The sequence below is a fragment of the Chryseobacterium limigenitum genome (assembly GCF_900114875.1).
Classification (GTDB): Bacteria; Bacteroidota; Bacteroidia; order Flavobacteriales; family Weeksellaceae; genus Chryseobacterium; species Chryseobacterium limigenitum.
The window spans coordinates 1-22,398 of sequence record NZ_FPKW01000028.1; the positions used below are offsets into that span (position 1 = coordinate 1).

Here is a 22,398-nt window from a genome sequence, read left to right on the forward strand (position 1 = left end):
GGATGATATTACCGGTTTTCGTATCGGTCCATCTTCTGCGTTTGATGTGGAGTTTTACTGTTTTTCCACGAAGAGGAAAATCGTCAACGCTAATTTCCGGAACAAAACCTTTTGACTGCAATAACAGAGACGAAAACTCTTTCGGAGCTGTATTTTTCTCGTCAAAATAGATGTGGAGGATTTTATTTTCTTCCTCAAATTTTACAATCTCAAAATGCTCAATCAAGAGTTCAGGTAAAAATAATTTGAGGAGTTCGGCATCGTTTAACATTCCACAAAATTAGCAATATTTTTTTCCTCCCCAACTTTTGAGATTGATCCATGGTGGCTTCGGGAGCCTCAGCCACCAGGGAAATTTTCTCGTTCTTTCTAAGTATAGCTTTAAAACTTAACTACAATATTTGTCATCCCGGAGGAATCTAAACATAGATTATCACAATTGGATCTCTACAAAATGAGCCTAGACTCCTCCGGGATGACAAACTGAATGGTTAAATTATATTATTCTCTATGCTGTAAACTTCCAACTTCCCTCTTCCAGCTCCCTTCTTTACTTAATAAAATCATACAAAGCATTCCAGAATTTATCATAGACTTCGATGTGCGGAAGATGGCCTACATTTTCAATTTCAACTAATTTTGATCCTGCAATTTGTTGTTGAGTCTTTTTTCCTAATTCCTGATATTGCCCCATTTTTGGCTGTAATTCTTTAGGAGCTCTATCCTTTCCTATCGCTGTTCTGTCTCTTGTCCCGATAATTAATAAAGTAGGCGTTTTAATATTTTTAAACTCATAGCAAACAGGTTGATTGTAAATCATATCTGATGTCAAAGCTGCATCCCAAGCCACTTTAGGATAATCGGAATGTAAAGTCCAGCCCGCGATCAAATCAAGCCAGGGTTGATATTCTGCTTTCCATTTATTGTCATAGTAGAACTTTAACTGATAATTTTTATACGTTTCTGCCGTATTTTTTAACTCTGACTGATACCCCTGATCTATAGTCTGGTAACCTGCAAAAGTTTTATAATCTTCAAGCCCAATCGGGTTTTCGAGAATTAATTTCTGAACTTTTTCAGGATATAACAATGTAAATCTTGTTGCAACCATTCCGCCCATTGAATGTCCCAAAACGATTGTTTTATCAATTTTCAGTTCATCCAAAATAGCTTTTGTATTTTCCGCTAATTGAGAAAATGAAAACTGATAACTTTGAGGTTTTGACGACTTTCCAAATCCTATCTGATCCGGTATAATTACTCTGAAACCTTTATCCGAAAGGTCTTTTGCCGTCTGTTTCCAATATGCTCCGTTAAAATTTTTACCATGAAGAAGCAGTATTGTTTTTCCGTTTGAAGTTTTTGGCTTTACGTCCATATAAGCCATTTTCAGATCGTTGTTTTGAGATTTTAAATTAATGAAATGAACTTCATAAGGATATTCATAATTCGTAAGATCTGCATCCAATGGTTTTACCTGAGAAAAAAGTAAAGTTGGCGCAATCGATAGCATTATAACAGCAACAGCATTTTTAAAATATTTCATGAAATCTTATTTAAGTATAAAAGTAAAAAAACCGCTTCAAAAGAAACGGTTTATACTTGTTATTTTTAGTTTAATTAAGATTTTTTATGATACTTCGGCAACAGCAATTTCCTTTTTCGAAGGTAAGTTCATCAAAACAATAGCAAAAAGAATCAATACAATTCCCAGCCATTGAATCAATTCTACTCTTTCACCCAATAAAACAAAAGCCATTGTTACAGAAACCGGAAGTTCCAATGATGAAACAATACTTCCTAAACCTAATCCCGCATTCGGGAAACCTATATTAAATAAAATCGGCGGAATGATTGTCCCAAACAGAGCCAGCGCAAAACCATACGTCCATAAAATTGAATAATTAAAAGAATGGATATGCTCTGTATTGTCTGTGAAATTCAAATAAAAGGATCTTAAGCCATCAGAATACATTGGTCCGATCTGAGCAAAAAATAAGAATGCAAATATTACAATTGAGCCACCAGCAAGCATCACAATACTTTTTCTCAAAACCGGCAAATGGGTAGCTAAAGTATTGGATGTAAACATTGTCAGCGTGTAAGATGCCGCAGCCAATAATCCCCAGAAGATACCGTGCCAGTCTAGCTCGATCTCCATATTGATAAGGTTTGTAGCCAAAACAGTTCCTAATAGAACGATAACTACGGATACTATTTTTCTGGCATTCGGCAATTTTTTAGTTAAGAAACTTTCAACTACCACACTAAACCAAACAGACTGCATCAACAATACAATCGCAATAGAAACCGCGATGTACTGAACCGCAATATAATAGAATAAGCTTGTGCAACCCAAAGAAGTACCGGCCAACATCAGCATTTTGATTTCTTTACCGCTTGGTGAAGATAATTTTTGTTTTGATGTTATTGTCTGAGTAAAATTTAAAATCAACAGACCTACCAATCCCAACACGAATTGCGACGTTGTAACTTCTGAAGTTGTATATCCGTCATGATAAGCCATTTTAACAAATGTTGCTAACATACCATATATACTGGCTCCAATCCCGACAAATAAAACTCCTTTTAGTATATTTTTCTTCTTCATAATCTTTTTTAAACAGCCGGCAAAGTTACGACATAATAATCAAATTTGTCGGAAGGTGATTAGTATCATAGATAAATAAAATCGCCGCAAGCTTTGCTTGCGGCGATTCATAATATTACTAAATTAAAAACTATTTTTTAATGATAACTTTAGAAGAAGCATCAAAACCTAGTCCTTTTATCTTCACCATATACACTCCGTTTACCAATCTATCTGTAGAAATTGCTTTTTTAGCATCAGGAGAGATCTTATCTTCTGAAGAAACTAATTTCCCGGACATATCATAAATTTCAACACTTACTTTACCAATAGTATTACTTGGGAAGTTGATAAAGAACTCATTTTTAGCAGGGTTTGGATAGATTGAAATTGTATTCTTAACAGCTTTCACTTCATTCGTTGCCAATACGTTACATTCAGCAGGCACCGTAAGATCCTGTACCTGATCGTTGATATTGGTTTTAGATCCAGCACTGGCATTTACTCCTAAACCTCTTTTTGCAAAAACATTCCAGATCATACATTTGTCGACACCTCCTGTTGTAGCTAATTCAGCAGCTAATATTGCATTTCTTCCGTCAATAAATGTAGGGTTACAAGCCTGAAGTTTCAATGCATCAGTAACCAATTGTAATACTCTTGAGCTACCATTAGTTGTATTAGCCGTTACATCAGAAGAATATCCATATTTCTCAACATACTTCCAGTGCAGATCCCAAAGCATTGTCGCCCAAACAAAACCAATTGAATGTACATCCGGAACGATAGCAGTTCCATTATTGTATTCCATCCCGTTGGTATCGACATAAGTGAAATCATTAATAGCAAAATTAGGAGAATATTTTGCAGGTCTTATACCACCTCCTGTAATATCCTGTCCTTGCACATAAGTCCCCATTCCCCTTGCTACTGTTGCGTTGTCTCCCGCTTTGTTTGTCAACATTAAAGCGAAGAAATCTGACCAACCCTCACCCATTTGCTCTTTGTCGGCAGATGAGCTTAAACATCCGTAGCCTGTACCTGTTAATCTGTTTGAAATTCCGTGTCCATATTCATGAGTAACAATACCATTATCAAAATCTCCATCAGGAGTTATACTTGTTGCAGGATCATTTTTCAAAGTTACATTTACCGCTCCCGTAGCAAGTTGAGTTTTAATATATTCACCCTCAGCATTAGTGATTAATACGGAAGGAATAGTAACTGTTGCATCAACTCCGGACATATTTCCGATAGTAGAACCATTAGCTGTATTGTTATAAATAATAGCACCCAATGCTCCGGCATCCTGTAAATTCTTTGTTTTAACAACGAATGAACATGTTCCTCTTTCTACCAAACCAATCTTCTCAATAAGTGAATTGGCAGGTAAAGGCGTACATCCGTCTAATACTGATGATAACTGTACACTCCCTGTAACTCCGGCAGCGGTTAAAGCCTGTCCAAACTGCGCTGTTCCAGCCCTGGGCGTACGTGGAATTGCAGCTCCGGGAGCATTATAAAAGAATAGTCTGTTAACCGCAGACCACAAATACATTTGCATCTTTGGATTGTAATAATCCGGAGGTGAATTGAAATTAGCATTATTCAGACCTCCTCCATCTTGGGCTTCAGCAAAAACTCCATCGTCGTCTAAACCTCCTTTTCCAAAGTTATTCCATTGGAAATTTCTGGCAGATTCTGTAAAGCCGAATGTATAAAATACATCGTGAATTCTATTATTTAAATAAAATAAATTGGTAATTGCCGCGCTTTGATTAGCAGCAGATGTTCCATTTATACTAAAAGGAAAGTCAAAGTTTCTTGAAGCTCCTCCATCGGGAGAAAATCCGGGGTTATTTGTCGCTGCTGTATCTTCATATGCATACACATTATTTCCTCTTGTAGTAGTATAGTGCGTGGTAACATCAGAATGCCAGCCTTCCGGTGAAGCTGCAAGTATCCAAGGATTTGTAATGGTAGATCTTGAACCGAATGTTGGTGATTCTATCGGTAATGGAAATACATTGTATGAAGCATTATCGGGAGCAAAGAAAACAAAATTCTGTTGCATTTTATTTTCTGCACCAACTAACTGATGTGAATTATCTGCAAAATGTTCATGGGAAAGATCCGAAGAATAAGCATCCTGTGTAAAATTACACGATAATGTCAAGTTATTTTTTTCAATAATTTTACCATCATTTGCATCAACTAAAATATTCCAATAGTTTGCAGACTTGGGTTCCTCTAAAATATATTCGTAGGCTAAACGAAGATTTCCATTGCTATCATTAGCGTATACAAGTCTTTGTTTTGCTGTATTTTTAGCCTTGCCGGCTTTTTCAAAGAAACCAAGAATAGGAAAAGCAGAAACATCTGTATTCCCAAGCTCATCAGCAATTTTTTGCAGAGCCGTACTTTTGTTTATTATTGCATTACTCGGTGTAGATGCAGTGTAATCTTTAATAAAATTATCTAAGTAATAAACAACTTTATTATCCTTAATAAGTACTGTTCCTACAGCACTATATACCGGTAGACCATTGTAAGTCTGTTGAAACTTTACAATATTCCCATTTAGAGATTTCGAATTATCAACATTATCAATAATGAAATTTGTAAGATCTGATTTTTTATAATCTCTAATTTTGTTTTGAGAAATATAATCTTTAATCAACTTCTCATTATCTTGTCCGAATAAAGCAGAAGGAAGTACTGCGAATGCAGCAAATAAAAGAGGTAGAGTTATCTTTTTCATATACACTAATAAAGGCGCTAATTTACAAATAATTCATAATTAGAAAATATTTTATTTATATTTTTTATAAAATAATAAGCATATGATTAATTATTTTCAATCAAACCTTAATTAACAACCTCTCAAAAGACTTACCCAACAAAAAAAAGACCGCCAAAAAGGAGTCTCTTTTCAATTATTTTATCATAATTATTTTTTAATCAATTTTTCAGAATATGTTTCATTTTTATCTGAAGTTACTCTTACAATATAAATTCCTTGGTTTTGAGAATGTATATCAACTTCAATGTCTTTTTGATCTTTAAATGATGTTTTGTAAACTGTATTCCAGCTAACATCTTTAACCATTAATGATCCTGCTGTAATATCTTTATCTAAAATTACCTTAAATACACCGTTTGTAGGATTTGGAGTAAGTTTATTTGTTATTTAATTTCGACCAAAAATAATATTTTTTTCTACAAATAGTGATATATTGTGGAAATAATTTATTATTAATGCGAAATCTTAAAATTTTAACCATAAAAAAAGCCACTCAAACGAGTGGCTCATATTCAGAAATGGTTTAGGGATTATTTACCTTCTTCCATTTTTCTTTTCAATTCTGCTAATGCATCGATATCACCAAGAGTTGATCTTTCTTCGTTGTTTGAAGAAGACGATGTATTGTTAGATCTGTTGTTGTTAGAGTTATCTCTTACGTTTTTCTTCTCTTCGTCTCTGAAGATACCTGTATGAGAAACTACTACTCTCTTGAATTCTTTGTTGAATTCAATTACTTTGAATTGAGCATCTTCACCTTTTTTGATTTTAGATCCATCTTCTTTCTCTAATAATCTTGAAGGACAGAATGCTTCAACTTCAGCATCTTCGAATTGTACAGAAGCTCCTTTATCGTGAACGTCTACCGCTTTACCAGCGTGGATAGTTCCCTCAGCATACTTCGTTTCGAATTTATCCCATGGGTTCTCAGTCAATTGCTTGTGACCTAGAGATAATCTTCTAGCTTGGATATCTAATTCCAGAACTACAACATCTAATTTATCACCTACTGCACAGAACTCAGATGGGTGCTTGATTTTCTTAGTCCAAGAAAGATCAGAGATGTAAATTAAACCGTCGATACCTTCTTCTAACTCAACGAATACTCCGAAGTTAGTAAAGTTTCTTACAGTTCCTACATGCTTAGATCCTACCGGATACTTAGTTTCGATGTTTTCCCATGGATCTTTAGACAATTGCTTGATACCAAGAGAGATTTTTCTGTCTTCTCTATCTAAAGTTAATACTTCAGCTTCAACTTCATCACCTACTTTCACAAAATCACCTGCAGATCTTAAGTGAGTAGACCAAGACATTTCAGAAACGTGGATTAATCCTTCTACACCTGGAGCGATTTCTACGAATGCACCATAGTCAGCAAGAACTACTACTTTTCCTTTTACTTTATCTCCAACTTTCATGTCAGCAGAAAGAGCATCCCAAGGATGAGCTTCTAATTGCTTCATACCTAATTGGATTCTTGTTTTCTCGTCATCAAAATCAAGGATAACAACTTTTACAGTCTGTCCGTCCTCAAGAATTTCAGATGGGTGGTTCACTCTAGACCAAGAAAGGTCTGTAATGTGGATCAATCCATCAACACCTCCTAAGTCAATGAATACACCGTAAGAAGTAATATTCTTAACAGTACCTTCAAGAACCTGACCTTTTTCAAGCTGAGCGATGATTTCTTTTTTCTGACCTTCGATATCTGCTTCGATCAATGCTTTGTGAGATACAACTACGTTTTTGAACTCAGGGTTGATTTTCACAACTTTGAACTCCATAGTTTTACCTACGAACTGATCGTAATCTTTAATTGGCTTAACGTCAATTTGAGAACCTGGTAAGAATGCTTCGATTCCGTGAACGTCAACGATCATACCTCCTTTAGTTCTAGACTTAACAAAACCGTTAACGATTTCTCCAGTTTCGTGAAGTTCGTTTACTCTATCCCAAGCTTTAAGCGTTCTAGCTTTTCTGTGAGACAACTGTAACTGTCCTGTTTTGTCTTCTCTTCTGTCTACCATTACTTCAACATCATCACCTACTTTTAGGCCTGGGTTGTAACGGAATTCGTTAAGAGAAATAACACCTTCTGATTTGAAGTCGATGTCTACGATAGCTTCTTTATCAGTTAATCTTACAACTTTACCAGTGATAACGTCGTTATCGTTTAAACTGCTAAGAGATCCGTTGTAGATTTCCTCTAAATCGCTTTTTTCTTTTCTCGCATCTGCATCAAGACCTGATTCGAAAGAATCCCAATCAAATTGTTCTGGTGCTACGTTTTGGTTTAAAATAACCTCTGCTGAATTTGTCTCTTTTGACATTTTCTAATAAAATTTGTATTCCTTCTTTTTTAATGGTTTGAATAAATGTGGATTTAAAAAATACGGAAGTAATTAATTTATAATAATTTACCTTTTCAAACCTTACCCACAAAAAGTGGTGCAAAGATATGAAATTTATTTATAATGAACAATTCTTTTAAAGCTATTCAGTTGAATTATAACTTACTAATAATCAAGTAATAAATATTTTGTCATTGCGAGGAGCGAAGCGACGAAGCAATCTCATTGAAGCATTAAAACATAAAAATAGCAAGTTTAAACACAAAGTTTGTCATCCTGGAAGGATCTAAACAATAAAAAATACATTATTAAAGATAGAGATTGCTTCGTCGCTTCGCTCCTCGCAATGACAAAATGTGTTGCCGATAATGTTATTAAGATCCTTCCTGGTTGACAAACGGAATGTTGAATTGATTGTGATAAAATGATGAAAATGACCAATACCCTAGCCCCGATTGTAGAGGAAATCCTTTTTTGAAAAAAAAGATTGCAACGGAAAGCGGGAAAAAGCTACAAAAAAGAAAGGAAGTGGGAAGAGGGAGGATGGAAGTTTTAAATTATTGAGATAAAGATTCTTCACTCCTCTTCGCTACGCTCAAAATGACAGTCGCACAAACTAAGCCCTAAATCCTAATTCCTCCTCACTAAATTATTATCTTTGCAAAATGGAATTAGAATCAATATATCAAAAACTGCAGATTCAGGATATGAATCAGATGCAGAAATCTACATACAAGACCACTGAAAACAATACTGATGTTGTTTTACTTTCTCCTACAGGTTCAGGGAAAACGCTTGCTTTTTTGTTTCCTGTTCTTCGAAATCTGAAAAAAGATGTTTCCGGAATTCAGGCTTTAATTTTAGTTCCTGCAAGAGAATTGGCATTGCAGATTGAGCAGGTTTTCAAATCTATGGGAACGGATTTTAAAGTTTCTGTTTGCTATGGAGGTCATGATAAAAAAATAGAGGTCAATAATTTAATTGAAGCTCCGGCTGTTTTGATCGGAACTCCGGGAAGAGTTACTTATCATTTAAGAAATAACAATTTCGATCCAAAAACGATCAAGACTTTGGTGTTGGATGAGTTTGATAAAGCGTTGGAATTAGGTTTCCATGAAGATATGGAATTCATTTCCAATTCTCTGAGAGGTCTTTCTCAAAGGATTTTAACTTCTGCTACTGCGATGGATGAAATTCCGGAGTTCACAGGGTTGAAAAATGAGAAGATCATCGATTTCTTGAAATTAGCCGATGCAAAACCGGATATTCAATTGCGAAAAGTAATGACTATTTCTGAGGAAAAATTAGATACTTTGTTTAATTTGATCTGTAAAATCGGAAACAAAAGAACATTGATTTTCTGTAACCACCGTGAGGCTGTAGACCGTATTTCTGACCTTTTAGCTGAAAAAGGAATCGACAGAGAAACTTTCCACGGCGGAATGGAACAGGACGAAAGAGAACGAGCTTTACTGAAATTCCGAAATGATTCTGCAAGAATTTTAATTACAACCGACTTAGCTTCAAGAGGCTTGGACGTTCCGGAAGTTGAATCGATCGTTCATTATCAATTACCTTATAAAGAAGATGCTTTTATTCACAGAAACGGTCGTACCGCGAGAATGAACGCTAAAGGTTTTGCTTACCTGATCATGACTGCGGAAGAAAATTTTCCATTTATTAAAAATGATACTCCTGAAGAAAGCGTTGAAGGATTCAATACATTTCCTGAAAAAACACCTTTTCAAACGGTTTACATCAGTGCCGGAAAAAAAGACAAAGTGAATAAAGTGGATATCGTGGGTTATCTGATTAAAAAAGGACAACTTAGAAAAGAAGATATTGGCTTAATTGAAGTAAAAGATACGACTTCTTATGTTGCCGTTTCAAGAAATAAAGTTAAAACATTATTGGATACATTGAGCGCTGAAAAACTGAAAGGTAAGAAGGTGAAGATGGAGGTTGCTTATTAAATTTGAACCATTAATGAACAAAAAATTGTCATTGCGAACCGAAGGTGAAGCAATCTCAAAAATACAAATAAGTTTTGTAAATTTAGTTGAGATTGCTTCGTCGTTTCACTCCTCGCAATGATATTTTTGTGAATAAATATTATCTCACTCCCTTTACCTTTGTCGGTAAAGTATACACAGATTTTGAAGCTGTGATGAATAAAATCTCGTTATTCTTTCCTCCGAAAGTAACGTTGGAAGTCCATTCTTCATCAATTGGAATTTGATACATCTTTCTTCCGTCGCGATTAAAAATGGTTACTCCTTTTCCTGTTAAATAAAGATTCCCGTGCTTGTCGAGCGTCATTCCGTCTGAACCCATTTCGCAGAATAATCTTTTCTCAGATAATTTTCCTTCGCCTAAAATATCATAAACGTAGGTTTTTCCGGCATCAATATCTGAAACATAAAGTTTCTTATATTTTTCACTTCCGACAATTCCGTTGGGTTGAGTGAAAGTTTCAAGTTTCGTTATTTTTCCATCTTTATTTCTGTAATACAAACTTTTATGCGGAATTTCCTGTTTGAAATTCACCCAATAATCCCTTTTATACAAAGGATCGGTGAAGTACATTCCGCCAAATTCGTCGTTCCAGACATCGTTAGGCCCATTCAGCCTTTTTCCTTCAAAACCTTTTGATAAAACCTGTATTTTTTTATCTTTTGATATCTTCCAGATTTCGCCATTGTCATCCGAACAAGTGATCAGATTATCATCTTTATCAAAATGTGTTCCGTTGGCTCTCCCCGATTTATCCAAGAAAACAATTACCTGGTTGGTCTTCCAGTCCCAATAATAGATCTTATCATTGGGTTGGTCTGTAAAATATACATTCCCCTCTCTATCCGAAGACGGGCCTTCCGTAAAACTGAATTTATCAGAAACCCTTTCCGGCTTTACACCATCATAAAACATATTACTATAATTTACTGATTTACAATTTACTAATGCGAAAACCAAACCAATCAGGCTGATTCTAAAGATATTTTTCATTCTCCATTTTTTAACGGTTACAATTTACGATATCAGGAATAAGATTCAAAGTTTATTTTATCACTTTGAGATATTAAAATATAAAATTAAAATGTCCCAATTATCCTATTTTGTAAGTAGATGGTATTAGTAATTAATTGGTTTAATCCAGAGCTTTGCAGTAATCTAATCAAAAGATTTTTTCTTCGTTATCTGATACGTAAAATGAGAAATAAATCAAGTTTGATATGACGTTTCAAATTAAAAACAATCTAAGCGATGAGCATACAATCCGGCGATATTAAAACTTCAGATACTGAAAATGAAGCTTTTAGAAATTCGGTAGGCACGATGGATGAAACCGGAAGCCGAAAATGGGTTTTCCCACGAAAGCCAAAAGGAAAATACACGAACTATAGGAATTATGTAAGTTACTTCCTACTAGCTCTATTCTTTGGATTACCTTTTGTAAAGATCAACAATAATCCTTTTTTATTGATCAATGTTATCGACAGGCGGTTTTTCATATTTGGGCAGCCGTTCTATCTTCAGGATTTCTTTATTCTGGCTTTAGGAGCCGTTACTTCAGTCATTTTTGTCATGTTATTTACCGTAGTTTTCGGTAGAATATTCTGTGGCTGGCTTTGTCCACAAACCATTTTTATGGAAGGTGTTTTCAGAAAAATCGACTATTGGATCGAGGGCGACAGAAACAAACAGATGAAGCTCGACAGACAGGAATGGGACGCTGAAAAGATCAGAAAAAGAGTAACAAAATGGTCAATTTTCATTTTGATCTCTGTGATTATTTCACATTTCATGTTCATGTATATCGTTGGTTATGAAGAAGTCTTTAAGATCATGACAGAAGGTCCTGCTGACCATTCTTTGAAATTCATAGGAATGATTGGCTTTGCAATGACTTTTTATTTTGTTTTTGCATGGCTTAGGGAGCAGGTCTGCACCTTGGTTTGTCCATACGGAAGACTTCAGGGCGTATTGATTGACAAACAGACCGTGAACGTTTATTACGATTTCAAAAGAGGTGAAAACCGTTCAAAATGGAGAAACGGAGAAGATAGAAAAGCTACAGACAAAGGAGATTGTATTGATTGTCAGCAATGTGTAGTTGTCTGCCCAACAGGAATTGACATCAGAAACGGACAGCAATTAGAATGCATCAATTGTACAGCCTGTATCGATGCCTGTGATGAAATCATGGAGAAAGTAGGTCTCCCAAAAGGATTGGTGCGATATGCAACAGAAGCTGAGATTGAAAATCAGGAGAAGTTTAAATTTACTTCAAGAATGAAAGCTACGACTTTATTTCTTGCTATATTGATCGGCTTCCTTGGATTTTTGATGTACGATCGAGGTTCTATGGAAGCTAAATTCATCAAACCGGCAGGATCAACTTTTTTCATTAAAAACGGAAAAATAACGAATACATTTATCTACACTCTTCTCAATAAAACGAACGAAAAAAAGACGTTAACCATAAAAGTAATGAATCCTAAAAATGCAGAAATAACATTCTTTGGTTCAGAAAAAATCATTTTAAAAGGTGATGAAATTTTAAAAGGAAATATCAACATCACTTTCCCTGAAGAGGATATTAAATTTTCAAAACAAAACATGACGATCGGCGTCTTCGATGAGAGCGGAAAAATGCTCGATTCTTTTGATACTAATTTTGAAGGACCCTTTAAGTTATTGTTATAAATAAGTTGGAGAGTTTTAGCGTTTGAGAGTTTATGAGTATAGATTAAACTAGGAACTAGGAACTAAAAACCAACAACCAGAAACTATTAAGCCTTATATTTCTTTATAAATTGCGTGGGAGTCATTCCGGAGCCTTTTCGGAAGACTCTCACAAAATAAGAATACTCTTCATAGCCGAGACGAAAAGCGATTTCTACTAAACTTTCATCAAGATACATCAACATTCTTTTTGCTTCCAAAATTACCCTCTCGGTAATCACTTGTGTTGCTGTTTTCTGAACAACAGTTTGTGTAATTCTGTTTAAATGTTTTGGTGAAATTTCCATCACAGAAGCATAATAGGCAATTGATTTTTGACCTGTAAAATATTGTTCAACCAAATTCTCGAAATCCTGATAATGTTTAAAGTAAGAAATACTTGTCGGTGAACTTATTTCATCAAAATTTTTAGAGAACTGCCTTGTTGTATTGATATAAATCTGAGACATAAGAGAAAGAATCAAATCATCTTTCATCATATTCTGAGTATGATACTCTTCCTCTATTTCCTGAAATAAATTAATTATTTTTAATGCATCTTCAGATTCAAACTGAAACTTTCTCGGAAAAGTTGATGAACTGAAAAAAGGAAAACTCCTCAATTTCCTGTTCACATAATGCATATCGTAATATTCCTGCGAACAGAAGAAAATATAACCATCCGTATCTTCCGAAAGTTCCCAACTGTGAACCTGCCCGGGAGACAAAAAGAAAATACTTCCCGCAGAAACTTCATATTTCTGGAAATCTATCTCGTGAATTCCTTTTCCTTTCGTAAAAAGTACGGTAACATAAAAATCGTGACGATGCGGTTTCTCAATATGTTTATGACTGGAAACCAAATGATCTTTCATCGTATTAAAATAAAAATCAGAAACATTTTTCCCAGACTGAAAAAGATCGATATGTAAGACTGAGATAGAATTCATCCTAATTTATTTTACCTCAAAAATAAAGAAAAATTTTACAGTTCCTAAATGACTTTACACATGATTTATACTACAAAAACAAACATTTCGTGTTATGGATTTGTTACAAGCTTTAAAAAATATTTATCTTTGAGTTTTAGGATTTGTAAAATGAAGATAAATTTATCAGATAAACTGTATTATTCTATTGGAGAAGTAGCCAAAGCCTTTGATGTAAACACTTCATTAATACGTTATTGGGAGCAGGAATTCCCTATCATTAAACCTAAAAAAAATAAAAAAGGGAACCGATATTTCACTCCTGAAGACATTAAAAATCTACAGATCATTTACCATTTGGTAAAAGAAAAAGGCTACACGCTGGACGGAGCCCGAATTGCTTTGACAACCAATTCTAAAATCTCTGAAACTGTTACCATTATCGACCGATTAGAATTTGTAAAAGCGGAATTATTGAAGCTTAAAGAATCTTTGGCGGATAATCCGGAATAGCTTTCTTTAAAATATTTTCAAAAATTATCTTTCAGATTTAAATTGACAATCTTACTCATCAAATTATATTACAAAAAATAGTATTTTTAGTTTAGTCATTGCCTCGTACTTAAATTTCTTATTAAGTTTACAGCAAGATGAAAAAAAACTATTACCAAAGACTGGCATTCATGGGAATGCTGTTGATTATTCTGTTCACATTTCAAAAATATACGAGCAAGGAAAAAGAAGATTTTTCTGATGTAAAATTTGTTACTGAAAGTGCAGTTCCTTTAAATTTATTCGAATTTGAACCGAATGACCTTGACGAAAAACAGTGGCAAAATCTGGGCTTTACTGAAAAACAGATTACAACCATTTTAAACTATAAAAAGATTATTGGAGGAAGATTTGCATCAAAAGAGCAATTCAAAAAATGCTATGCAGTTTCACCGGAAAAGTTTGCAGAGTTGAAATCCTATATTTTACTTCCAGAAACGAATAAAGAAGCTAAATCTGCTCATTTTAAAAGCTTTGAGAAGAAAAGCATCAGTATTTCAGGGAAATTCAATCCGGATCATTATTCAGTGAATGATTGGACGAAAATGGGTTTCAGTGAGAGACAGGCAGAAGCTATTTTAAAATATAAAAGTTATTTGGGCGGAAGTTTTGTCAGCAAGGAAAAGTTTAAAGAATGTTTTATCATTAATGATGAAAATTATGAAAAACTTGAACCTTATTTGATCCTACCTGCAAAAACTCCTGAAAATTTTAAAAATTTTGCTAAAAACTTTACTACCGGAAAAACTAAAATTCACTATCATTCTTTTGATCCCAATACTATGAATATTGATGGCTGGAAAGCTTTTGGATTTTCTGAAAAACAAGCCAATACAATTGTCAATTATCGTGACCGAAACCTGAAAGGCAGTTTTAAAAATTTAGAAGATATTCAAAAATGTTTTGTGATTTCCGCTGAAAAGTTTGAAGAATTAAGACCTTATATTAAGCTTAATCCATCAAATTTAGCAAAGGCTGACGAAAAGAAACTGGAAATCAAACAGGAAAAAACAGATTTTTCAAAAGTAGATCTCAATTCAATTACTTTTAAACAGCTTTTAGAGTTCGGAATGGATGAAAGAGCTGCGGGTTCAATAATAGGTTTTAGAAAAAAGCTAGGTGGTTTTGTGAATAAAGACCAAATTCTGACAACTTATAATATTGATAAAGATTTAACTCAAAAACTGCTTGCAATTGCTCCGTTAAATTCTTCAAATGTGGTAAAATATACATTAATTGATGCGCCCGAAGAATGGCTGAAAAATCATCCTTATTTTAAATATTCTGCGGATAAAATTATTTTCTATCGAATAAGCGAACATGATGAAAAGAAAATCTGGAAATTATTGAAAGTAAAACCTGAGTACGAGGCGAGAATGAGGCTGTATTTGAAATAGTGATATTTTGAATTTTTTATCCTTAATGCTTCGACTCCGCTCAGCATGACATTTCTAATACTAACAGTTTTATCTTAACAGTAAACTTTTAGCGATGTCATGCTGAGCCAAGTCGAAGCATCTGTATATTTATTGTAAACCAAAAAAATTCTAGCTATTCTACCGTTTTGCTAGAATCTCCAAGCAAATCATTTAAAGTAGAAAGTTCTACATCCGTTAAATCTCTCCATTTTCCAACGGGAAGATCCAGTTTTATGTTCATGATACGGATCCTTTTTAGCTTTTTTACTTCGTAGCCAAGGTATTCGCACATTCTACGGATCTGCCTGTTCAAGCCTTGTGTAAGAACGATTCTGAAAGTCATATCATCTATTTTTTCAACTTCACATTTTTTTGTGACTGTGTCCAAAATAGGAACTCCATTTCGCATTTTATCTAAGAATTTCGGATTGGTAGGTTTGTCTACTCGTACCAAATATTCTTTTTCGTGATTGTTTCTGGCTCTTAGAATTTTATTAACGATATCCCCGTCGTTGGTTAAAAGAATCAATCCCTCACTTGGCTTATCTAATCTTCCGATAGGGAAAATTCTTTTCGGATGGTTGATATACTCAATAATATTATCTATTTCACGCTTGGTATCTGTTGTACAAACGATGCCTACAGGTTTATTGAAAGCAATGTAAATCGGCTCATCCTCAGATTCACGGATTGGTTTGCCGTCTACTTCCACAATATCTTCATCAGAAACTTTAGTTCCCATTTCAGGAACCTTTCCGTTGATCGTAATTCTGCCTTCTTCCAAAAGCTTATCTGCAGCTCTTCGCGAGCAGTATCCGGCTTCTGATAAATATTTATTGATACGTGTTTTCTCCTGCATAGGTTTAGTTTTTAATTATTATCAAATCTAAAATCATTGTCTAAAAACTGAGTCGTTGCGTCTTCAATTTTATAGTCCCCAATTTTTGTACGTCTTAATTGTGTTAAATAAGCACCAACACCCAATTCCTTCCCAATATCATGAGCCAGGCTTCGGATATAAGTTCCTTTAGAACAGCCTACTGTAAAGCTTACCAAAGGGAGATCTATTTTGATGTCTTCAATATAAAGAATCGTAGTTTTTCTGGATTTCATTTCTACTTCCTCTCCTGCCCTGGCCAGATTATAGGCTCTTTTTCCATCAATTTTTATTGCTGAAAAAACAGGCGGTGTCTGATCTATTTCTCCTATGAACTTCATTACAGCTTCATTTATCTGTTGTTCTGAAACGTGTGAATAATCATGCTGAAGGATTTCGGGTTTTTCGGTGTCGTAAGATTCTGTTTGTACGCCAATTTTAATTTCAGTCCAATATTCTTTTGGCGCATCCTGTATTTCAGGGATTTTTTTAGTGAATTTCCCGCAACAAACAATCAGAAGTCCCGTTGCCCTCGGATCTAACGTTCCGGCGTGGCCAATTTTAAATTTCTTAGGAAGGTTAAACTCTCTTTTGAGTTTATATTTCATTTTATTAACTGCCTGAAAAGAAGTCCAATCCAGAGGTTTGTCTAATAAAAATACGTGTCCTGATTGCAGTTCTTCAGCTGTCATGAATGGTGAGTAATATGTAATTGGTAATCAGTAATTTTTTAACCTGATTATTTAAAAAAATAAAAATAAATCAACAAAGCCAATCCAACAAAAATACGGTACCATCCCCAAGGTTTGAAACCATATTTATTTAAAACTCCGATGAAAGCTTTAATAGCGATTAATGCGACAATAAATGCCACAACATTTCCAATCACGAAGATCATTATGTGGTCGTTTGATGCCATAATCATTTCGTATCCTTTTTGAGGATTGGGTGTTTCCTTTCCCCATGTTTTAACAAAAACAGAGTAAACAGTAACTGCCAACATCGTAGGAACTGCCAGGAAGAAAGAGAATTCTGCAGCAGCTTTTCTCGTTAATCCCTGAGTCATTCCTCCAATAATGGAAGCCGCACTTCTACTCGTTCCGGGCATCATCGCAAGACATTGCCAGAATCCGATTGTGATTGCTTTTTTTACGGTAATTCCCTTTTCATCATCGATGGTTGGATTTTTAAACCATTTATCAGCAAACAATAAAACAACTCCGCCAAGTACTAAAACAGACGAGATTGCAATCTGATTTCCAAGAATAGCTTCAATTTTATCATCAAATAAATATCCTAACGCCAAGGCAGGTACAACTGCATAAGCCAACTTAAAATAAAACTTGATATTGTTGAAGTCAAAGAATTTTTTCCAATATGCCACCACAACAGACAAGATCGCTCCAAACTGAATGGAAACCTGAAACATTTTTAAAAATTCATCTTCCTGCAAGCCCATTAAATTGGCTGCAAAACCCATGTGTGCGGTAGAAGAGATTGGCAAATATTCTGTCAGCCCTTCAATAATGGCAATAACGATTGCTTTGATTAAATCCATAGTTTATATAAAAATTTAAAGATTAAGAGATATTGAAATCTAGAATCATCTAAATCTCGCTATTTCTTAATCTTTAAAATAAAAATTAATTATTTTCTTTTTAAAATCGCGTACCCTTCGATCACAAACCCTATTACAATGAACAGAGGTGCAATTCTTATTCTTCTGATAGAAAATATGTCTTCATTCCAGGAATTAGGATCAAATTTTCCGTCAATGGTATTAGCGTCATGTCCCATCATTAATAAAAATCCGACAACGATAAATGCTAACCCAATAAGCATCCATCTGAAATTTTGCTGTCCGAAATAGAACGTGTTTTCCTGTGTAGCCTCAGTTTCTTTACCGAAATCTGCAGCAGAAAATTTATTTGTTTTTTTGCTCATTTTTAAGAATAATATAAATCGTCAACGTTAGATTTCAAGAATCTCCATGTTGCGATGATTGTACTTAGAACCGTAATTAAAACTCCAACTCCCAATACAAGAACGATCAACCAAAAATACTGCTGATTATCCTGTACGAATGATGAACCGATCTGGCTCGTGAAATAATACCACACACCACATAAAGCAGCAAGCCCGATAAAAGATCCAATAGCTCCTAAAACAACAGCTTCTATGATAAAAGGCTTTAAGATAAATCTCCTTTTTGCCCCTACCAACTGCATGGTTTTGATAATAAATCTTTTTGAAAATATTTTCAGACGGATAGAGTTATTAATTAAAACTACCGCCAACACCAAAAACAATAGAGAAAAACCAAAAATCCATTTTAAAATTCTACTTAGATTGTTGTACACATCTACCATTAAGGTACTGTCGTTTTTCACGTCTACAATTCCCTGAACGGATTTGATGATTTTTATAGCTTCATCAATTTTTGCAGGGTCTACATATTCAGGTTTCAGAGCAATTTCTATAGAAGAAGGGAAAATATTTTCCTCGAAAAGTGCATCACTATCGATTCCCATACTTTTTTTCGCTTCAATTGCAGCCGCAGCTCTCGAAATGTAAGTCGCCTTTTTTACAGGTGCCAAAGTCTGTACTTTCTTTAAAGTTTCTTCTTCAAATTTTGCAATTTTTACAGAGTCTTTCGCGTCATAGTTTTCATCAAAGTAGGCATTGACAACCAATTGTTCCTTGATATAGTCGGAATATTTCTGGGCATTGATCAAAATAAGTCCCATTAATCCTAACAAAAATAACACTAAGGCAATACTTATTACGACAGTAATATTGCTCGATCGAAGTCTCTTTTTATTAAATTCATCTACAGATTTAGCCATTAATATTAAAATTTTTGGCTAAATTAGAAAAAAACTTCCGAAATTTGGGACGAAATAGAGAAAATCATTGTTAATAAAATCATAAAAAAACTTGAGTGTAAAAGCAAAAAAGCATCTTGGTCAACACTTTTTGACAGATGAAAATATCGCAAGAAAAATCGTAGAAGGTCTTAGTTTTGAGAACTATAAGAATATCATGGAAATAGGTCCGGGAACGGGAGTCCTTACCAAATATCTTCTCGAAAAAGAACAAAATCTTTATCTTGCTGAAATAGATACCGAATCTATAGAGTACCTGAAAAACACCTATCCTAAGATTACAGAAGAGATCTTTGTAGGAGATTTTCTGAAACAGGATTTCAATTTTATTAATAACGATCAAATTGCTATTATTGGAAACTTTCCTTATAATATTTCGTCACAGATCCTTTTCAAAATCATAGATCACTATGAATTGGTTCCGGAAATGGTAGGAATGTTCCAAAAAGAAGTGGCAGAAAGAACAGCATCTGTCCCGAGAACGAAGGAGTATGGTATCCTGTCTGTTTTGGTTCAGGCATACTACGATGTCACTTATCTGTTTACGGTGCATGAAAACGTGTTCAATCCTCCTCCAAAGGTAAAGTCGGGAGTTATTAAATTAACCCGAAACCCAAAAGAAGGATTGGCAGGAAATGAAGTTCTTTTCAAACAAATCGTAAAAGCAGGTTTTAATCAAAGGAGAAAAAAATTATCCAACTCTTTAAAAGTATTGGAAATTCCTGAAGAATTGAAAACACATGAGTTTATGGATAAAAGAGCAGAAGAATTAAGTGTTGGTGACTTTATCAATTTCACTAAACTCTGGAAAGAAAACCGATAAAATCTTACAAATAAAAAAGCCTTTCAAATTAAATTGAAAGGCTTTTTTTGATATTTGCATTATCTATTTATTATTCTCTATTCTTTAGTAAGATCCAACCAGACCAATTCATCTGAGCTTTTGATTTTGGATAATCAAAGTTGAACTTGTACCAATAAGTAGCTGTCGGCAATCTCTTACCTGCTACCGTACCATTCCAGATAGGATTTTGTTTTGAGAATCTGAACATTTCAACTCCATATCTGTCGTAGATAGAACCTGTGAAGTTTTTAAATTCTCCAAGTGATGTAAGATCCAGCACATCGTTTACACCATCCTGATTAGGTGTAATAATGTTTGAAATCTGCAATGTAAAGAACTCAAGCGCTCCCACACAATGCGTACCTACTACCCTCACCTGAATGTTGTATGTCGTATTACTCTGTAATCCTGTAAATATATTCGATTGCTGCCAATTAATACCTCCGTCAACAGAATATTCTAAAACTCCCTGAATATTATTAATCGGTGGATTTTCAGCAGTGATCGTCAATGTTCCATTTCCATAATTGATATTAGAAACAAAAGGCGAAGCTGCTCCCATTACTTTCACAGGGAATATTTTCTTACAAATTCCGTTATCAATTTCAACTGTGTAAATTCCCCATTCATCTACTGAAATTGTCTGTGTTGTAGCACCCGTACTCCATAAATATTTATAATTAGGACCTGTTCCTGCATCTAAAATCACTCTGTCTCCAAGACACATTTCTACATCTTTCAATGGAGTTACAATCTCAGGAACCACTTCTACAGTTATGGTTGCCGGCTGTAATGATTTACATCCTTTAACTCCGATAGCATATACCGTAAATGTTGTTGTATTAAATAAAGTAACAGTCTGAGTTGGTCCTGTACCCAGGAAATTATTCCATAAGTAGGTATTACCTCCCGTAGCTGTTAAATTCACTGATTCTCCGGGACAAATTTTAATTCTGGTGGATACCAAAGTTGCTTTTGGGGTAACTTCTTTTAATAATTTAAGTTCAATCATTTTACTACAGAATCCTCCGTTTGAAACTACCACATATAGAATCTGCCCGTCAGTTCCATTATAGTTTAATGGAGTTGTAATAAAATTATTGTTTTGAGCGATTGCATCCGCCTGATTTTGATAAAAATGGAATATTGCACCCGGTGTTGTACTTATTGCCGGCATTATTGTCGACAAGTCGAAAGTAGTAATATCCGGAGTGGTACAGAGAAGCAAAGTTGCATCCTGAGCAGCCGGCGTCGTTCCTCCATGAATTTGAATTGATGCTTTCCCCGGACAAGGATTACCAGGAACACTTACTTCAATCGTATAACTTCCCGGCTGTGTAGCCGTGATTGTATTTGTTGTAGCTCCGTTAATAGCTACTCCGTTAAAGAACCACTGATATAATAAATTAGGATCACTCACAGAAGCTGTGATCACTTGCGGTACACCATCACAAACATTAATATCTGAAGGTAAAGTAGCTCCCGAAGGATCTAATAAATCTACCCCAATTTTAAAAGATCCACCTTCCAAAAATACCGCTGAATCAAAAGCAGTATCTCCTGCATCAGCAATTACCATTTTAAAATGATATTGCTGTCCTGCAACTACAGTTGCTGTAGCAGTAAGAGGAACTGTTCTACCATTAAGGTTGGTGTCACCAATTGGAGGGTTATACCCTGCAAAGTATTGTTCATTTACGGCAGCACATCCCCCAAAACCTGTAATTGCTGGGTGAATATTTGTAATACTTACAGGACCTCCAGCATTCGGCAATACAGCCATATTGGTATATGGCCCTCCTGAAGTGGGTCTAATTAATAAAGCGAATGAATCTGCAAAACTACAGGGATAACTGCCTGTATATTCCTCAGAAGCCATTATATAATTAAACTTAACCTGAGATGAAGTAGGAACAAAATCAAACTCTAGGATTACTGCATCATTTAAAGGCTTACTAGGATTGGTTGCTGCTACTAAGTCTGGGTCGCTACCCGTCCCGACAGCATCACTAAGACCTGTTTCAGGAACATTTCCTGTACGGTTAGCTTTTCCGGTTACCAATACAATCCCGTCTTTAAAAGGAAAGTTACTTGTTGATTTATGAAAATAACCCCAAGCTCTATTTGCATTAGTGGCCGGTAAATTTGGAGTTACAACAACATTCGAAACACTGGGGGTAATACACGAATTGGTTCCTGATGATATTAATACATCCTTCACCAATTGTTCCATCGTAAAACTCGATTCATTATATCCAGGAGCATTTACATCAATAAGAGCCCCTGCTTTGGCAGTTGCCGAAAGCTTTTTTATTTGAGGTTTTCTAGGTGGTGCATTTTGCGAGAATAAAGATGTCGAACTGAATAAAAAAAAGAAAAAAAACGGTAGATATCTCTTCATAATACTTTTTGTTTTAACAA

19 protein-coding genes are annotated in these 22,398 nt (G+C 34.7%); 5 read left to right on the top strand and 14 right to left on the bottom strand.

The genetic code is table 11. The features are described from left to right. The 6 genes from BT156_RS20130 to rpsA all read right to left on the bottom strand — a co-directional run. Nucleotides 1-271, bottom strand: a 271-nt coding sequence (locus BT156_RS20130; protein ID WP_072412566.1) for an ISAon1 family transposase N-terminal region protein, incomplete at its 3' end; no start/stop codon positions are given. Nucleotides 272-550: 279 nt separating this feature from the next. After that, a complete protein-coding gene (locus BT156_RS20135; RefSeq protein WP_072412726.1) occupies nucleotides 551-1,546 on the bottom strand; it encodes an alpha/beta fold hydrolase in 996 nt (331 codons plus the stop codon). Between the two features lie 84 nt (nucleotides 1,547-1,630). After that, a complete protein-coding gene (locus BT156_RS20140; RefSeq protein ID WP_072412727.1) occupies nucleotides 1,631-2,611 on the bottom strand; it encodes an EamA family transporter in 981 nt (326 codons plus the stop codon). 130 nt (nucleotides 2,612-2,741) lie between these two features. After that, nucleotides 2,742-5,351, bottom strand: coding sequence for a T9SS-dependent M36 family metallopeptidase (locus BT156_RS20145; RefSeq protein WP_072412728.1), 2,610 nt, complete (start codon nucleotides 5,349-5,351; stop codon nucleotides 2,742-2,744). Between the two features lie 189 nt (nucleotides 5,352-5,540). Continuing rightward, on the bottom strand, nucleotides 5,541-5,780 hold the full coding sequence (locus BT156_RS20150; RefSeq protein ID WP_083582421.1) for a T9SS type A sorting domain-containing protein: 240 nt from the start codon (nucleotides 5,778-5,780) through the stop codon (nucleotides 5,541-5,543). Between the two features lie 143 nt (nucleotides 5,781-5,923). Continuing rightward, a complete protein-coding gene (gene rpsA, locus BT156_RS20155; protein WP_072412729.1) occupies nucleotides 5,924-7,726 on the bottom strand; it encodes a 30S ribosomal protein S1 in 1,803 nt (600 codons plus the stop codon). A gap of 686 nt (nucleotides 7,727-8,412) precedes the next feature. Here rpsA and BT156_RS20160 point away from each other — a divergent pair. After that, nucleotides 8,413-9,720 (top strand): DEAD/DEAH box helicase, encoded by a 1,308-nt coding sequence (locus BT156_RS20160; RefSeq protein WP_072412730.1) that lies wholly within the window; start codon nucleotides 8,413-8,415, stop codon nucleotides 9,718-9,720. 139 nt (nucleotides 9,721-9,859) lie between these two features. Here the strand turns inward: BT156_RS20160 and BT156_RS20165 are convergent, their stop codons facing one another. Further along, nucleotides 9,860-10,753 carry an SMP-30/gluconolactonase/LRE family protein gene (locus tag BT156_RS20165; protein WP_072412731.1) on the bottom strand — a complete coding sequence of 298 codons (894 nt, stop codon included), beginning with the start codon at nucleotides 10,751-10,753 and terminating at the stop codon, nucleotides 9,860-9,862. Between the two features lie 258 nt (nucleotides 10,754-11,011). On the opposite strand from BT156_RS20165, the gene ccoG reads away from it, so the two are divergent. Further along, nucleotides 11,012-12,454, top strand: coding sequence for a cytochrome c oxidase accessory protein CcoG (gene ccoG, locus BT156_RS20170; RefSeq protein ID WP_072412732.1), 1,443 nt, complete (start codon nucleotides 11,012-11,014; stop codon nucleotides 12,452-12,454). Nucleotides 12,455-12,540: 86 nt separating this feature from the next. On the opposite strand, the gene BT156_RS20175 is transcribed toward ccoG, so the two are convergent. Then, nucleotides 12,541-13,422 carry an AraC family transcriptional regulator gene (locus BT156_RS20175; protein ID WP_072412733.1) on the bottom strand — a complete coding sequence of 294 codons (882 nt, stop codon included), beginning with the start codon at nucleotides 13,420-13,422 and terminating at the stop codon, nucleotides 12,541-12,543. Nucleotides 13,423-13,572: 150 nt separating this feature from the next. On the opposite strand from BT156_RS20175, the gene BT156_RS20180 reads away from it, so the two are divergent. Then, nucleotides 13,573-13,914: a MerR family transcriptional regulator gene (locus BT156_RS20180; protein WP_066750800.1), complete on the top strand. Its 342-nt coding sequence runs from the start codon at nucleotides 13,573-13,575 to the stop codon at nucleotides 13,912-13,914. 137 nt (nucleotides 13,915-14,051) lie between these two features. Continuing rightward, on the top strand, nucleotides 14,052-15,350 hold the full coding sequence (locus BT156_RS20185; RefSeq protein ID WP_072412734.1) for a ComEA family DNA-binding protein: 1,299 nt from the start codon (nucleotides 14,052-14,054) through the stop codon (nucleotides 15,348-15,350). 154 nt (nucleotides 15,351-15,504) lie between these two features. On the opposite strand, the gene rluF is transcribed toward BT156_RS20185, so the two are convergent. The 5 genes from rluF to BT156_RS20210 all read right to left on the bottom strand — a co-directional run bounded on the left by rluF (nucleotide 15,505) and on the right by BT156_RS20210 (nucleotide 19,094). Further along, nucleotides 15,505-16,230 carry a 23S rRNA pseudouridine(2604) synthase RluF gene (gene rluF, locus BT156_RS20190; RefSeq protein ID WP_072412735.1) on the bottom strand — a complete coding sequence of 242 codons (726 nt, stop codon included), beginning with the start codon at nucleotides 16,228-16,230 and terminating at the stop codon, nucleotides 15,505-15,507. An 11-nt stretch (nucleotides 16,231-16,241) separates the two neighbouring features. Beyond that, nucleotides 16,242-16,940 (bottom strand): tRNA pseudouridine(55) synthase TruB, encoded by a 699-nt coding sequence (gene truB / locus BT156_RS20195; protein ID WP_072412736.1) that lies wholly within the window; start codon nucleotides 16,938-16,940, stop codon nucleotides 16,242-16,244. Between the two features lie 47 nt (nucleotides 16,941-16,987). Beyond that, a complete protein-coding gene (locus BT156_RS20200) occupies nucleotides 16,988-17,806 on the bottom strand; it encodes an undecaprenyl-diphosphate phosphatase (RefSeq protein ID WP_072412737.1) in 819 nt (272 codons plus the stop codon). Nucleotides 17,807-17,895: 89 nt separating this feature from the next. After that, complete coding sequence (locus BT156_RS20205; protein ID WP_072412738.1) at nucleotides 17,896-18,192, bottom strand: DUF3098 domain-containing protein; 297 nt, start codon at nucleotides 18,190-18,192, stop codon at nucleotides 17,896-17,898. Between the two features lie 2 nt (nucleotides 18,193-18,194). Continuing rightward, entirely contained in the window at nucleotides 18,195-19,094 is a 900-nt protein-coding gene (locus BT156_RS20210; RefSeq protein WP_072412739.1) for a cell division protein FtsX, read from the bottom strand. Nucleotides 19,095-19,185: 91 nt separating this feature from the next. Between BT156_RS20210 and rsmA the strand changes: the two genes are divergently transcribed. Then, nucleotides 19,186-19,956: a 16S rRNA (adenine(1518)-N(6)/adenine(1519)-N(6))-dimethyltransferase RsmA gene (gene rsmA / locus BT156_RS20215; protein WP_072412740.1), complete on the top strand. Its 771-nt coding sequence runs from the start codon at nucleotides 19,186-19,188 to the stop codon at nucleotides 19,954-19,956. 70 nt (nucleotides 19,957-20,026) lie between these two features. On the opposite strand, the gene BT156_RS20220 is transcribed toward rsmA, so the two are convergent. Continuing rightward, nucleotides 20,027-22,378: a choice-of-anchor L domain-containing protein gene (locus tag BT156_RS20220; protein ID WP_072412741.1), complete on the bottom strand. Its 2,352-nt coding sequence runs from the start codon at nucleotides 22,376-22,378 to the stop codon at nucleotides 20,027-20,029. Nucleotides 22,379-22,398: the final 20 nt, after the last annotated feature.

What these genes read in the sequence shown, in the direction of transcription:
- BT156_RS20135 (WP_072412726.1), bottom strand. Translation starts at nt 1,546, where the DNA reads ATGAAATATTTTAAAAATGCTGTTGCTGTTATAATGCTATCGATTGCG.
- BT156_RS20140 (WP_072412727.1), bottom strand. Translation starts at nt 2,611, where the DNA reads ATGAAGAAGAAAAATATACTAAAAGGAGTTTTATTTGTCGGGATTGGA.
- BT156_RS20145 (WP_072412728.1), bottom strand. Translation starts at nt 5,351, where the DNA reads ATGAAAAAGATAACTCTACCTCTTTTATTTGCTGCATTCGCAGTACTT.
- rpsA (WP_072412729.1), bottom strand. Translation starts at nt 7,726, where the DNA reads ATGTCAAAAGAGACAAATTCAGCAGAGGTTATTTTAAACCAAAACGTA.
- BT156_RS20160 (WP_072412730.1), top strand. Translation starts at nt 8,413, where the DNA reads ATGGAATTAGAATCAATATATCAAAAACTGCAGATTCAGGATATGAAT.
- BT156_RS20165 (WP_072412731.1), bottom strand. Translation starts at nt 10,753, where the DNA reads ATGAAAAATATCTTTAGAATCAGCCTGATTGGTTTGGTTTTCGCATTA.
- ccoG (WP_072412732.1), top strand. Translation starts at nt 11,012, where the DNA reads ATGAGCATACAATCCGGCGATATTAAAACTTCAGATACTGAAAATGAA.
- BT156_RS20175 (WP_072412733.1), bottom strand. Translation starts at nt 13,422, where the DNA reads ATGAATTCTATCTCAGTCTTACATATCGATCTTTTTCAGTCTGGGAAA.
- BT156_RS20180 (WP_066750800.1), top strand. Translation starts at nt 13,573, where the DNA reads ATGAAGATAAATTTATCAGATAAACTGTATTATTCTATTGGAGAAGTA.
- BT156_RS20185 (WP_072412734.1), top strand. Translation starts at nt 14,052, where the DNA reads ATGAAAAAAAACTATTACCAAAGACTGGCATTCATGGGAATGCTGTTG.
- rluF (WP_072412735.1), bottom strand. Translation starts at nt 16,230, where the DNA reads ATGCAGGAGAAAACACGTATCAATAAATATTTATCAGAAGCCGGATAC.
- truB (WP_072412736.1), bottom strand. Translation starts at nt 16,940, where the DNA reads ATGACAGCTGAAGAACTGCAATCAGGACACGTATTTTTATTAGACAAA.
- BT156_RS20200 (WP_072412737.1), bottom strand. Translation starts at nt 17,806, where the DNA reads ATGGATTTAATCAAAGCAATCGTTATTGCCATTATTGAAGGGCTGACA.
- BT156_RS20205 (WP_072412738.1), bottom strand. Translation starts at nt 18,192, where the DNA reads ATGAGCAAAAAAACAAATAAATTTTCTGCTGCAGATTTCGGTAAAGAA.
- BT156_RS20210 (WP_072412739.1), bottom strand. Translation starts at nt 19,094, where the DNA reads ATGGCTAAATCTGTAGATGAATTTAATAAAAAGAGACTTCGATCGAGC.
- BT156_RS20220 (WP_072412741.1), bottom strand. Translation starts at nt 22,378, where the DNA reads ATGAAGAGATATCTACCGTTTTTTTTCTTTTTTTTATTCAGTTCGACA.